General features: G+C 71.2%; 12 protein-coding genes. 7 read left to right on the top strand and 5 right to left on the bottom strand.

The window, feature by feature from the left end; all coding sequences use genetic code 11:
• Window positions 1-128 precede the first annotated feature (128 nt).
• The 5 genes from KYK13_RS16485 to KYK13_RS16465 all read right to left on the bottom strand — a co-directional run bounded on the left by KYK13_RS16485 (window position 129) and on the right by KYK13_RS16465 (window position 3,391).
• Window positions 129-899, bottom strand: coding sequence for a hypothetical protein (locus tag KYK13_RS16485; protein ID WP_223645446.1), 771 nt, complete (start codon window positions 897-899; stop codon window positions 129-131).
• A 77-nt stretch (window positions 900-976) separates the two neighbouring features.
• Window positions 977-1,450 carry a hypothetical protein gene (locus KYK13_RS16480; RefSeq protein ID WP_223645444.1) on the bottom strand — a complete coding sequence of 158 codons (474 nt, stop codon included), beginning with the start codon at window positions 1,448-1,450 and terminating at the stop codon, window positions 977-979.
• 55 nt (window positions 1,451-1,505) lie between these two features.
• Complete coding sequence (locus tag KYK13_RS16475) at window positions 1,506-2,597, bottom strand: HupE/UreJ family protein (protein ID WP_223645442.1); 1,092 nt, start codon at window positions 2,595-2,597, stop codon at window positions 1,506-1,508.
• Between the two features lie 69 nt (window positions 2,598-2,666).
• Window positions 2,667-3,236, bottom strand: a complete 570-nt coding sequence (locus KYK13_RS16470) for a hypothetical protein (protein ID WP_223645440.1) — start codon at window positions 3,234-3,236, stop codon at window positions 2,667-2,669.
• Complete coding sequence (locus KYK13_RS16465; protein WP_223645439.1) at window positions 3,233-3,391, bottom strand: lmo0937 family membrane protein; 159 nt, start codon at window positions 3,389-3,391, stop codon at window positions 3,233-3,235. Before KYK13_RS16465 ends, KYK13_RS16470 begins: the two co-directional genes overlap by 4 nt.
• Window positions 3,392-3,683: 292 nt before the next feature.
• Here KYK13_RS16465 and KYK13_RS16460 point away from each other — a divergent pair, with 292 nt between their 5' ends.
• From KYK13_RS16460 to KYK13_RS16430, 7 genes are all read left to right on the top strand, one after another.
• Window positions 3,684-4,421, top strand: coding sequence for a lytic transglycosylase domain-containing protein (locus KYK13_RS16460; RefSeq protein ID WP_223645436.1), 738 nt, complete (start codon window positions 3,684-3,686; stop codon window positions 4,419-4,421).
• Window positions 4,422-4,644: 223 nt separating this feature from the next.
• Window positions 4,645-4,971: an STAS domain-containing protein gene (locus tag KYK13_RS16455; RefSeq protein ID WP_223645434.1), complete on the top strand. Its 327-nt coding sequence runs from the start codon at window positions 4,645-4,647 to the stop codon at window positions 4,969-4,971.
• Between the two features lie 144 nt (window positions 4,972-5,115).
• Window positions 5,116-6,096: a MoxR family ATPase gene (locus KYK13_RS16450; protein WP_223645433.1), complete on the top strand. Its 981-nt coding sequence runs from the start codon at window positions 5,116-5,118 to the stop codon at window positions 6,094-6,096.
• On the top strand, window positions 6,093-7,070 hold the full coding sequence (locus KYK13_RS16445; RefSeq protein ID WP_223645431.1) for a DUF58 domain-containing protein: 978 nt from the start codon (window positions 6,093-6,095) through the stop codon (window positions 7,068-7,070). The genes KYK13_RS16450 and KYK13_RS16445 overlap by 4 nt, the downstream gene beginning before the upstream one ends.
• Window positions 7,067-9,136 (top strand): DUF3488 and transglutaminase-like domain-containing protein, encoded by a 2,070-nt coding sequence (locus KYK13_RS16440; RefSeq protein WP_223645429.1) that lies wholly within the window; start codon window positions 7,067-7,069, stop codon window positions 9,134-9,136. Before KYK13_RS16445 ends, KYK13_RS16440 begins: the two co-directional genes overlap by 4 nt.
• A 419-nt stretch (window positions 9,137-9,555) precedes the next feature.
• Window positions 9,556-10,443: an RNA polymerase factor sigma-32 gene (locus KYK13_RS16435; protein ID WP_014396039.1), complete on the top strand. Its 888-nt coding sequence runs from the start codon at window positions 9,556-9,558 to the stop codon at window positions 10,441-10,443.
• Between the two features lie 71 nt (window positions 10,444-10,514).
• Window positions 10,515-12,980 carry an OPT family oligopeptide transporter gene (locus KYK13_RS16430; RefSeq protein WP_223645427.1) on the top strand — a complete coding sequence of 822 codons (2,466 nt, stop codon included), beginning with the start codon at window positions 10,515-10,517 and terminating at the stop codon, window positions 12,978-12,980.
• The last annotated feature ends 6 nt before the right edge of the window (window positions 12,981-12,986 follow it).

The raw sequence follows: 12,986 nt of genomic DNA, 5'->3' as shown, positions 1-12,986 counted from the left end.
AGCGCCCGTGGCGCCGAAAGCCCAATGAAATCAATGAACTGGCCTACACGCGGTCCCGCGGCCGCCAGGAAGCGGCGCAAGATAGCAAACACGTCCCCTACGTCAAGCACCAAGGGTGGGCGTACCCCTCACTGCGCGACATCCAACCGCGGGTAGAAGGGGTTCAACTGCCCGTCCGCGATGCGCTGGGCATACACCTCTTCGCCGAGGAGGAACAGGGCCTGATCCAGATAATCTTCCGCGCCCTTGATCTCCTCCTCCTTGGCGGCGATGGCCTGGTCGAGTTCCGCCATGCGGGCGTCGTGCTGGAGCTTCTGCTCCGCGGCGGCGTCCTCCAGTTCGATCAGGCGCTTGTGCGCCAGGATGCCGGCCGCGCCGGGCTGCCCGGGGGTGGGCGTGAGGGCGGTGGCCAGCTGGGCCTCCCAGTCCTCCACCTCGCGCGCCAGGCGCATCTGGGCGATGCGGTTCTTCTTCAGGTTCTGCTTGGCGACGTCCAGCTTCACCGGATCCTGCGTGGTCATCTCCAGGTCCGCGAGCTTCTGCTCCAGCTTCTTCAGGCCCGCGATGGCGTAGCGCAGGTCGGCGCGGCGGGTGTCGAGCGTCTTGCGCATGCCCTTCACCTTGCCTTCCACCGCCGTCACGGCCTTCTGGAACCGGCTGGTGATCTCCTTCTGGGCGGCGCACTCGTCTTCGTGCTGCGCCAGGAAGTCCTGATAGGCCAGGTCCTCGTCATTCATTTCGGCTTCCAGCGCCGCCAGCTCGTCCCGGCGCGCCTCCAGCACCTCTTCGGCGCGGTAGACGCGTTCCATGGAACGGGGGCAGTTCGGCTTGCCGGGGAGGACGTCCCGGGCCTTGTCGCCGAGCTGGAAGATGAGGTCGTTGTAGCTCTCCTTCGCCATGGGCGGATTCATACGCCCAAGTCGCCAGGACTGTCACCGGCCGAGCGCACTCCCGCGCCCGGCTCCATCCCCTGGATTCAGGGATCCGCGGGCGCCGCGACGGCCTGGGACTCGCCCCGCCGCACGGCCGCCAGGGCGCCTTCCGCCAGGGCGAGCAGCTCCCGGGCGCGGTCCTGCTCCTCGGTCCGGTTGAGCTCGCACACCCAGGCCGAGGACAGGTCCGCGTGCTGGCGCGCCATCTCCGCGGTGGTCTCGTAGCGCGCGGCCGATGCGCGGGCGAAGGCCCCCTCGCGGCGCAGCTCCAGCACCGTGTCCGGATCCAGATCGATCTCCTCCGGGGGAACCGGCAGCGGCCCGCGCCCCAGCGCCGCCAGACGGGCCAGGAGCCGCGAGGCATGGGCACGGCAGAAGGCGGCCAGCACCATCAGGCGCGCCCGGACCCGCGCGTCACTCATGCGCTCCGCCAGCCCCGTCATGCGACGGGCCGACACCACCTCTGCTTCCCACGCGGCGGCCAGTGCGGCTGCCAGCCGGGTATGCCTCGCTCCCATCTGCGTCCCTCCCCCACCCTCGTGAGACGCAAGCTAGGAACGCTCTTGGGGCAATTCAACCGACCGCGCGAGCAACCATCCAATAAAGGCCCACCCCCGCGAGGCAGAGGGATGACAGGCGCACAACCTTCGAGTGCAGCCGGGGCCTGCGCTGGAGGATGCGCAGCACCGGAACGAGGAAGGCCACCACCGCCGCCTGCCCCACCTCCACACCCAGGTTGAAGCCCGCGAGCGCCGGCACCACGGACGTCCCCAACCCATAGCCGCCGAGCACGCTCGCGAAGCCCAGCCCGTGCACCAGGCCGAACAGGAAGGTGATCCCCGCGCGGTGCCCATGCCGGCGCAGGAGCAGGTTCTCCAGCGCCATGTAGAGGATGGACGCGGCGATGGCGGCCTCGGCCCACCGCGTGCCGCGCGCGCCCAGCGTCACCCAGCCCAGCGCGGTGCACGCGAGCGTCAGCGAGTGCGCCAGCGTGAAGGACGTCACCAACAAGAGGATCCGCCGGAACGTGCCGCCCACCAGCAGCACCGCCAGCAGGAACAGCAGGTGATCCGCGCCCCCGAGGATGTGGCGGATGCCCTCGCCCACCCAGCCGGCGAGGCCCTCCACCGCCGCGCCCCCGCCCTCCAGGCCGAGCGTGGGGTGCTCCCGGTCCGCGAAGTCCATGCCCGCGAAGCCCCCCTGCTCCGGCCCGCCCGCGCGGATCAGCCGGTAGCCCGGAGGCAGCGCGTCCAGCACGCCGAACGCCTGTTGGAGGGGGCCCGGCGGACAGGTGAACTCCGCCTGGAGCGCCACCGTGCCGCTCTCTTCGTTCCAGGCCGCGCTCGAGGACCGGAGCGCGCAGGGCACTCCGCCCGCGGTGAGCGGCGACCGGTTCCAGATCCGCGCCTCCACCTGTGGCCGCAGCGCCTGGAGCGCGGCGGAGGATAGCGCGGCTCCGTCATCCCAGGGGCCGGCGGGAAGTCCGGGCACGAGCAGCCCCAGCGCGTCCGGCGCCAACGTGAGCGTCTCCCGCACGCGCTCCGGGGACGCGTCCTCGCGGACGGCCCGCACGGAGAGCAGATCCGCGGCATGGGCATGGACGGCGGCCGGCCCCAGGAGGATCAGGGCCAGGAGCACCACCCGGACTGCGGGGAACGGCTTCATCGCGCGGCGGAGCCTGCCCTCCGCGCGCCCTGGCCGTCCACCCTGGAGGTGACCTGACCGCCGTGCTTCCTACTCGCGCACGAACTCCAGCTGCACCTGCTGCCGGCCGGACAGCCCGCCGTGGTGCGCGCCGCAGCGCGGGCAGATGAAGGGCTGATCCCAGTCCCACTGGGCCTGCACCTCCTCCCCGCAGCAGACCATGGGGAGGGGGCGCAGCATCTCCTCGTCCGGCGGCAGCGGCCGGGGCAGCGGCTCCGGCGCCACCGATACGAAGGTGGGCCGCGGGTTCTGGGACAGCGTGCGCTGCACGTACGCCAGCTGCTCGTACCTCACGTGGTTCGCCCACGCGCGCGCCATCTGCTCCACGTGCGCGGACTGCTCCGGCGTGAGCCACGCGTCCGGCAGCGCGCGGTGGCCGCAGTAGAGGCAGTGCCACGCGGGCAGCTCCTCCGCCGTGTACGCCTCGTGGAGGTTCTCGAAGGGGAAGTAGCCCGCGAGCAGCCGCTGGAGCATCCCCGCGTCGTGGCGGCTGGGCCGCGTCTTGAAGGAGCGCTGGCAGCGGGGACATTCGCGCCGCACGAAGCCCGCCTTGTCCCGCGGCAGCTCCAGCCACGCCATGTCCAGCTCCGGCAGGTTCACGCCAGCCCCCGCCGGCGCCCCAGCGACGCCACGGCCAGCACGAACGCGATGATCGAGAACACCAGCAGGAGGTGCACCCACTGCCCCTCCGTCGAACCAGTGATCAGCCCCATCACCCACAACACCAACAAGATGATGCCCATGGTCCAGTACACGCCACGCCTCCCGCCACACCGGGCCTCGAAAGTCAGACCGGGCGCAAGCTAGGGACGCGGGCGCACCGCGGCAACAGGTGGTGCTTTCTGCAGGGTCAGGTTGGGAAACAAACTTCCCAGGCCGGGCATTTTTTCCGGATGCCCCGGGCGGCGCCGGCCCCATTTCGGCCCCTCTCTTAAGGATCCGTGAGCCATCCAGCGCACGCAACGTCCGCTGGCACGTTGCCTGCTTAGCCGCTGGGTGTGGGCGAGTCAGCAGGCGCGGTCAGTTGGGGCGCCAGGGGAGGGCGAGATGCGGGGCTGGACGGTGGCGATGGCGGCGGCGGCGATGCTGGTGGGGACCAACTCGGTGGCTTTCCCGGTGCAGGTGCCTGTGGGCGCGCAGGGGGAGGCGCCGGACGTCGCGGCCCTGAGGGCGCAGCTGGCGGAGAAGGACGCGCAGCTCAAGGCGGCCCTGGCCCGGCTGCAGCAGTACGAGGATGAAGCGGACTACCTCCGCGCGGAGCAGATGGGCGTGGCCGAGGCCGTGCGCGCCTCCGGGCTCCCGGACCGGCAGCAGCGCCGGCTGGCGGTGTCCATCGTCCGCGAGGCGGAGCGCAACAACCTGGATCCGCTGCTGGTGGTGGCGCTGATCCGCTGCGAGTCCTCCTTCAACAACTACGCGGTGTCCGGCGTGGGCGCCATGGGCCTCATGCAGGTGATGCCCGACACGGGCAAGTACCTGGCGGAGAAGTCCGGCTACAAGCTGGGCCGCCACACCAACCTCTTCGACTTCGAAACCAACGTGAACCTGGGCACGGCCTACCTGGCGGACCTCATCAGCCGCTTCGGCTCCGTGGAGGGCGCGCTCGTCGCCTACAACGCGGGCCCCTCGCTGGCGAAGCGCATCCTGGCCAAGAAGGAGAACCGGGTGAAGTTCATGGCCGGCTACCCCGCCAAGGTCGTGAAGGAGTTCCGCAAGCTGAAGGCCCAGCAGGAGCGCGCCATCAGCCTGCGTGCCGAGCAGGCAACAACCGACCGCAAGGGTTGACCGCTGCGTGACATGCGCTCCGCCCGGTCGCCAACACTCCAACCGAAGTTGCAGGCCCGCCACTGACGTGATCGCTCGTGAAGGTGCACTGTGCTGCTCCGGCTGTGCACCCCCACCCGGGCGTGGGAACCCGGGCTACCCCTGTGGCCCGGCACCGTGACGCAGCCGCCATTTCATCATCGCAGGTTGCACACAGGTGCATACCTCAGCGGGAGCGCGTGACATGACGGGGCTTCGGATTCATCGGGAGGAGGAGGCGGCGGGTCGGATCACCTTGCGCCTGGAAGGAACGCTGGACGGCCGTACGGCGCAGGAGCTGAGCAGCTCGCTGAAAGCGCTGGGGCAGAGCGAGGTCGTCCTGGACTTCGCGCACCTGCGTGAGTTCAAGGACAGCGCGGTGGGCATCCTGACCCACGGCCTGAAGGACAGCGCCGTGCAGCTGCGCGGGCTGGCCACGCACCACGAGCGGATGTTCCGCTACTTCGGCGTGCTGTCCGCGCCGACGACGCACCGGCCCTACTACACGCCCGAGGACATCCTGTCCGTCTGAGTCCCCCCCCGGAGTTCCTCCGGGTCGCGTGCATCCCCGGACAGAAGCGCCCGCGCCTCCATGGCAGGCGGGCATCCGGCGTGGAACACGCGCGGCCTGGAGGGGTGCCGGCGGGCGTTCGCCTGGGCTAGAGTGCGCGCCCAGATGACCCAGCCCGCCCGCGTCCTCGGTCCAGTTCCCTCCCCTGCTTCCGCGCGCGCGGTGATGGAGCGGCTCGCCGCCCAGCTGGGCCGTGCCGTGCAGGGCAAGCCGGAGGAGGTCCGCCGCGTCGTCACCTGCGTGGTGGCGGGCGGGCACCTGCTTCTGGAGGACATGCCCGGCGTGGGCAAGACGACGCTGGCGGAGGCGCTGGCCCGCGCGTGCGCCCTGTCCTTCTCCCGCATCCAGTTCACCGCGGACCTGCTGCCGGCGGACATCCTGGGCGCGCAGGTGTTCCACGCACAGACGGCCACCTTCTCCTTCCGGCCCGGGCCGCTGTTCCGGCAGCTGGTGCTGGCGGACGAGCTCAACCGCGCGCCCCCGCGCACCCAGTCCGCGCTCCTGGAGGGCATGGCCCAGGGCCAGGTGTCGCTGGACGGGCAGACGCACGCGCTGCCCTCGCCCTTCACGGTGGTGGCCACCCAGAACCCGGTGGACTTCTCCGGCACGTATCCCCTGCCGGACTCGCAGCTGGACCGCTTCCTCGTGCGCCTGTCGCTGGGCCACCCGGCGCCGGACGTGGAGGCGCACCTGCTCACCACGCGCGGCGCGGCGTCCCCACTGCCCTCCGTGGAGGCGGTGACGGGGCCGGAGGAGCTGGCGTCGCTGCGCGAGTTCGCCCAGGACGTGAGGCTGGACGCGGCGGTGGCGGACTACGTGGTGCGGCTGGCGCGGGCCACGCGCGAGCACGGCGACCTGGAGCGCGGCGCGTCCACCCGCGCGGTGCTGGCGCTGGGGTCCGCGGCCCGGGCCCAGGCCCTGTGGGAGGGGCGCGACTTCGTCACCCCCGGCGACGTGCGCGCCATGCTGGTGCCCTGCTGGGCGCACCGCGTGCTGTTGCGCAGCGCCGTGCAGGGCGTGTCCGCGCGGGACGAGGCGGCGCACCTGGTGGAGGAGATTGCCCGCAAGGTGGCGGCGCCCCGGTGAGGCCCCCCGCCCGCCCTTCCTTCAAGGCGCGGCTGCGCGCCTTCTTCCGTCCGCCGCGCACGCTGTCCGTGACGAAGACGGGCCGCACGTACCTGGTGGTCACGTTCGGCGTGGGGTTGGGCGCGCTCAACACCGGCAACAACCTGCTCTACCTGCTGTTGGGCCTGCTCCTGAGCATGGTGGTGGTGTCCGGCGTGCTGTCGGAGCGCTGCCTGCGCGACCTGACGGTGCGCAGGGTGGGCGCGGACGCGGCCTTCGCTCGCGAGCCCTTCGCGTACCGCTGGGCGGTGTCGCGCAAGACGGGCCATGGCTTCGCGCTGACGTTCTCCGAGGACCTCTCCCCCCTCACCGGCACCGGGAAGCTGGGCCACCTGCCCGCCGGAAGGGAGCACATCGTCCGGGCGGACCTGGCCGCGCCGCACCGGGGCCCCCTGCGCCTGTCCGGCGTGCGCGTCACCACCACGTGGCCCCTGGGCCTCTTCGCCAAGACGCGGGTGTTCCCGCTGGACGGGATGCTGCTCGTGTATCCGCGCCGGGGCTACGCCTGCAATGAGCCGGGGCCCGCGGAGAGGGGCCCGCGCGGCGAGGCGGGCAGCCCGCGCCACCTGGATGGCACCGGCGACGTGGCGGGCCTGCGCGAGCTGGGCGTGAACGAGGACGCGCGCCGCGTCCACTGGCTCAAGAGCGCCGCGGCGGGCCGCCTCTTGAAGGTGGAGCGCGAGCGCGAGGAGCGCCGCGTGTGGAAGCTCGCGCTGGAGTCGGGCCTCACGGGCGACGCGCTGGAGCGCCGCTGCGAGGAGCTCGCCGCCCAGGCGCACCAGCTGCTGGACGGGGGCAATGAGGTCGGCCTCCAGCTGCCGGAGCGCGCGCTGCGGCCCTCGGCGGGCGCGTCCCAGGAGCGGCGCATCCTCCAGGCGCTCGCGTGGGTGGGCTTCGAGGACGCGGACGTCGGGGCGGAGCGGGAGGCGGCGTGAGGCATCCCCTGCGGCTGCGGCTCCTCCTGCGCGACCTGGCGGCGGGCTCCGCCTTCGGCGCGATGGCCGTGTCCGGGCAGCTCCCCTTGTGGGCGCTGGGCGTCTTCTTCACGGCGCTGGTGCTGGCGCTGTTCAACGTGCGGCTCGTCGCGCGCCACTCGCGCCTGTCCGCGCTGGGGCTCCTGGTGGCGGCGGTGCTCCTGGGGCTCCAGCTGACGTCCGGGGCGATGAACGCGGTGGTGGCCGCGTGCTCCTTCGCGGGCCTCATCGCCGCGCAGCGCATGCTGTCCACGCCGGACGCCGCGGCCGAGGGCCAGACGCACCTGACGGGCCTGTTGATGGTGGCCGGTGGCGCGGCGCTGTCGGGCGACATGACGTACGCGCTGTGCCTCATCGCCTTCGGGGTGCTGGCCAGCCTGGCCCTGGCGCTGGGCGTGGTGGAGGCGGCGGTGCCGGACGGCGAGCCCGTGCCGGTGCGCGCCGTCATGCGGCCGCTGTCCGCGGGCCTGGCGTTCGCGGTGACAGGCGCGGTGGCCTTCTTCGTCCTCTTCCCGCGCCTCAACTGGGCCATGGTGGGGCCGCGCTCGGCGCCGGGCCTGGGCGCGGTGAGCAGCGCGGGCTACTCGAACACCGTGCGGCTGGGCGGCGCGGGCACCATCAAGGGCAACCCGCGCGTGGTGCTGCGCGCCCTGCTCACGCCCGACCCGGGCACGGACGCGCTGGACGCCTACTGGGTGGGCCGCACCTATGACACCTTCGACGGCCTGGAGTGGTCCAACGTCGTGGGCGCGCAGCAGACCGAGCGGCAGATCACCCTGCGCCCCGCCAGCGACACGCTGCTGCACCAGCGCATCGAGCTGCTGCCCGCGTACGGCGCCCGCACGCTGATTGCCCTGGAGACGCCCTCGCGGCTGGGCAACGCCATGGCGCACACGCCCACCGGCACCCGGACCAGCCCCGTGCAGCTGCAGGGCGGGGGCGAGGTGCGCTTCACCGTCACAGCGCCCTCGTACACCTACGAGGCCTACAGCCTGCCTCCGGACGCCAGGGCGGGCCTGTCCTCCGCCCTGCTCGAGGCGGAAAAGGATCAGCTCCTGGCGCTGCCTACCCGCCTGGATCCGCGCTTGGCCCAGCTCGCGGCGCGCGTGCTCCAGGGAGAGAAGGAACCCTTGGCCGCGGCGCGCAGGCTCGCCAGCTTCCTGCAGCGGGACTACGCATACACGCTGGACCAGGAAGGCACGTCGGCGGATCCGCTGTCCGACTTCCTCTTCGTGCGCAAGGCGGGCCACTGCGAGCACTTCGCCACCGCGCTCACGCTGATGCTGCGCACGCAGGGCATTGGCGCGCGGCTCGCCACGGGCTTCTTTGGCGGCACGCGCGTGGATGGCGGCTACCTGGTGCGTGCGGGTGACGCGCACGCCTGGACGCATGTGCTGGTGCCGGGGCGCGGCTTCGTCACGGTGGACGCGACGCCGCCGTCCCACCGCTCGAGCCAGGGCCCCGTGCTCCTGGAGAAGCTGCTCGCCATCTACGAAGCGGTGGAGGCGCGCTGGCGCAACTCCGTCGTCGACTACTCCTTCCGCGACCAGTTCGAGCTCGCGAGCGCCCTCGTCCGCCCGCCCCGCCCGCCTCCCGGTGCCCGCGAGAGCGCCGCCCCGAGCCGCCTGCCTCCGCCGCGCGCGTGGGCGACGGCCGCCGTCATCGCCTTCCTCGTCTGGCGCGTGGGCCGCCTTGCCTCGCGGTGGACGGGCCGCGCTCCGGTGCTGGAGGCCACGCGCTTCCTCGACCGGGTGGACGCGGCGCTCCAGAAGGCCCACGTGCCGCGCTTCGAGCACGAGACGCTGGAGGACCTCACGACGCGCCTGGCGCGTGAAGGCCACCCGCTGGCGCTGGCGCTCACGCCCCTCACCCGCCGCTACCTGGAGGCCCGCTTTGGCGGCCGGGCCCTGCGCGAGGGAGAGGCCGAGCACCTGCTCGCCACCTTGCGCCGCGCGCTGGACGCGGAAGCCGAGCGCCGCGCCGCGAAGCCTGCCAGCCAGACGAGCCCTACTGCCCGCGCATCCTGAGCGGAAGAGAAGTGCCCTCCAGAAGGAAGCGGGCTTCCGTCGACGGTCGCCCGCCCTCCCCAGGGACGCCCGGCCGAGGTGGAGAAATGTCGCCACCGTCGCCCCGCGTCGTCATTAAGCGTTTCAGCGAACTTCCATTCGCGAGCGCCCTGACGACGTGCGCTCGGGGGCCGTGCGCCGTGCATTTTCTCCCCTCGTAGACCCGCGGATTTCCTATCGGCCACGCGTAACGGTTACAGGCCGTTGCCAGAGGACACCCACCTGCGTCCTCCAACCCCTCGGAGACACACGCGAATACATCCAACCCTGGTTGGCATCCCGGTTGCTCAGGGCAGACACGTCAAGTTGTGGGACTTGAACCCAGGGCACCTTTCAAGCGCCTCCGCCCCGGCGGGAGGCCCGATTCGGAGAATTCATCCATGCAGGCTTCGACCGAGCAGTCGTCCAACTCCGGCTCTCTCGCAATGTACCTCTCGGAGATCAACCAGTACTCGCTCCTGAAGGTGGAGGAGGAGCAGGAGCTGGCGCGCCGGTTCATCAAGGGAGACCTGGCGGCCGGCCACCGGCTGGTGACGAGCAACCTGCGCTTCGTGGTGAAGGTCTCCTACGAGTACCGCTCCTACGGCATCAAGATGTCGGACCTCATCCAGGAGGGGAATATCGGCCTGATGAAGGCGGTCCAGAAGTTCGACCCGGACAAGGGCATCCGCCTCATCTCCTACGCGGTGTGGTGGATCCGCGCGTACATCCAGAACTACATCCTGAAGAGCTGGTCGCTGGTGAAGCTCGGGACCACGCAGGCGCAGCGCAAGCTGTTCTTCAGTCTGGCGCGCACCCGCCGCGAGCTGGAGAAGCTGGGCAGCGGCGAGGCCGTGGTGAACGTGGATGAAATCGCCCGCAAGCTCCACGTGAAGCCGGGGGAAGTCCGGGAGATGGAGCAGCGCATGGGCGGCCGGGACCTGTCCCTGGACGCGCCCATGGGCGAGGACGGCGGCAACAGCCACGTGGACTTCGTGGTGAGCGCCGCGGCGCCCCAGGACGACGAGTTCGCGGACAAGGAGGAGGCGGGCCTCATCAACAACCGCGTCCGCACCGCCCTCATGCGCCTGGATCCGCGCGAGCGCTTCATCATCGAGCAGCGCGTGATGAACGAGCGGCCCATGACGCTCAAGGAGCTGGGCGAGCATTTCGGCTTCTCCCGTGAGCGCGCGCGTCAGCTGGAAATCCGGGCCAAGGACAAGCTCAAGTCGGAGCTGGCCGCCCTGATGGCGGAGGTGGATCCGGAGACCCTGGCCGCCCAGGGCTGAGGGGCTGTTTTCGCACGGCGGCGGAGACCCTGCTACAACGGGCCCCCTGATTCTCTGTCAGGAGTGCCTGCTTGTCCCATGGTTCCCCGCCGGTCGTCGACGATCGCGTTCCTCTCGCGGAGGCGCATGGCGCCCCGCACAAACCCTATGTGCCCCCCGAGCAGTCCCCCGCGGAGCTGACCCTCCGCGGCCTGGTGCTCGGGTCGGTGCTGGGCATCGTGTTCGCGGCGTCGTCCGTGTACCTGGCCATCAAGGTCGGACTCACGGTGTCGGCGTCCATCCCGGTGGCGGTGCTCTCCATCGCCATCTTCCGGGCCCTGGGGCGCTCCAGCATCCTGGAGAACACCATCGTCCAGACGACGGGCTCCGCGGGTGAGTCGCTCGCCTTCGGCGTGGCGGCCGCGCTGCCCGCGCTGCTCATCCTGGGCTACGACATCAGCCTCACGCACGCGTTCCTCACCGCCGCGCTGGGCGGCGTGCTGGGCGTGCTGATGATGATTCCGCTGCGCCAGGGCCTCATCGTCCAGGAGCACGGCAAGCTCACCTACCCGGAGGGCACCGCCAGCGCGGACGTGCTCATCGTCGGCGAGCAGGGCGGCACCAACGCGCGCACGGTCATCCTGGGCTTCATCATTGGCGGCGTCTACAAGTTCGCCTACTCCGGGATGAAGCTCTTCAAGGAGGCCATCAGCGCGCCCATCAAGGGGCTCAAGGCCGCGGTGTTCTCCACGGAGGTGTCCCCGGAGCTGCTCGGCGTGGGCTACATCATCGGGCCTCGCGTGGCGGGCATCACCTTCGCGGGCGGCGTGCTCAGCTACCTCATCCTCATCCCGATGATCTCGTTCTTCGGCAGCGGCATGGAGACGCCGCTGCTGGTGCACAACGGGATGCTCATCAAGGACATGTCGCCGGATCAGATCCGCAACGCGTACGTGCTCTACATCGGCGCGGGCGCGGTGGCGACGGGCGGCCTCATCAGCCTCATCCGCTCCATGCCCACCATCGTGGGCGCCTTCAAGCGCAGCGTGGAGACGCTGCGCCAGTCGCGCACGCAGGGGCCCCTGCCCACGGTGCTGCGCACGGATCAGGACCTTCCCATCACGGTGGTGCTGGTGGGCAGCGCGCTGCTCATCCTGGCCATCTGGCTGGCGCCGCCGCTGCACGTGAACTTCATCTCCGCCATCCTCATCGTCATCTTCGGCTTCTTCTTCGTGACGGTGAGCGCGCGCATCACGGGTGAGATCGGCTCCTCGTCCAACCCCATCTCCGGCATGGTGGTGGCCACGCTGCTCGTCACCTGCCTCGTGTACCTGCTGTTCGGCTGGACGTCGTCGCCGGACCGCTTCATGGCGCTCACCACGGCGGCCATCGTGGGCATCGCGGCGTCCAACGGCGGTACCACCGCGCAGGACTTGAAGACGGCGTTCCTCGTGGGCGGCACGCCCAAGAAGCAGCAGATCGCCCTCTTCGTGGGCGTGCTGACCAGCGCCATGTTCATCGGCCTGGTGCTGGTGCTGCTCAACCAGGGCGCCACCGCGGTCATCCCGGAGACGCACCCGAACGTGCAGGTGACGGAGCTGACGCAGGAGACGCGCACCCAGCACACGTACCGCTGGGCGGTGTCCCAGGAAGAGCTCACCCAGCGCGGCATGACGCCCGAAAAGCTCAAGCGCTCGCTGTGGGCGGAGCGCCTGGACGTGGTGCCGGCGGACGGCGCGCTGGAGCTGCGCAGCTGGCGCCCGGTGCCGGCCACGGAGCTGGCCAACCTCACGCTGTCGCCGGCCACCGGCCCGTCGCTGAAGCTGTCGGACGCGGGGGCCGTCACCGCCGGTCCGGACCGCATCTACAAGGAAGGCTTCGTGCGCGGCGCGGACACGCCCGTGCCCGCCGGCCGCTACCTGGTGGATGACCAGGGCACCATCCAGTACGTGGTGGACCCGGGCATCGGCGGCCGCATCAGCGAGTACGAGGGCCAGACGCTCACCCGCTACTCCGCGCCCAAGGCGCAGCTGTTCGCGCTGATCATCGACGGCATCCTCACGCAGCGGCTGCCGTGGGACCTGGTGCTGCTGGGCGTCTTCATCGCGCTGATGCTGGAGCTGTGCGGCGTGTCCGCGTTGCCCTTCGCGGTGGGCGTGTACCTGCCCATCAGCAGCACCGCCCCCATCTTCGTGGGCGGCATGGTGCGCCACTTCGTGGACAAGCTGCGCGGCGGCACCGCGGCGGAGTCCGAGTTCTCCCCCGGCACGCTGATGTCCTCCGGCTACATCGCGGGCGGCTCCATCGCGGGCGTGCTCATCGCGTTCCTGGAAATCGCCAGCGACGGCGCCTGGACGCGCGCCATCAACCTGCCCGCCCTCTTCGGGCACGAGGGTGGGATTGGCGCGTTCCTCAACGCCGTGGGCGAGAGCGAGCTGGCGCACCCGACGTGGTCCAACGTCTGGGGCCTGGCGTTCTTCGCCGTCCTCACCGCGGTCCTCTTCCGCTCGGCCCTGAAGGGCAAGAGCGGCGCGGAGGCCCCGCCGCCGTCACCCTGACGGCGC

Origin of the sequence: Corallococcus sp. EGB (assembly GCF_019968905.1) — a bacterium.
In the GTDB taxonomy this organism is placed as follows: domain Bacteria; phylum Myxococcota; class Myxococcia; order Myxococcales; family Myxococcaceae; genus Corallococcus.
The sequence above is the reverse complement of the archived record's forward strand: the minus strand, read 5'-3'. Positions and strand labels throughout refer to the sequence as shown.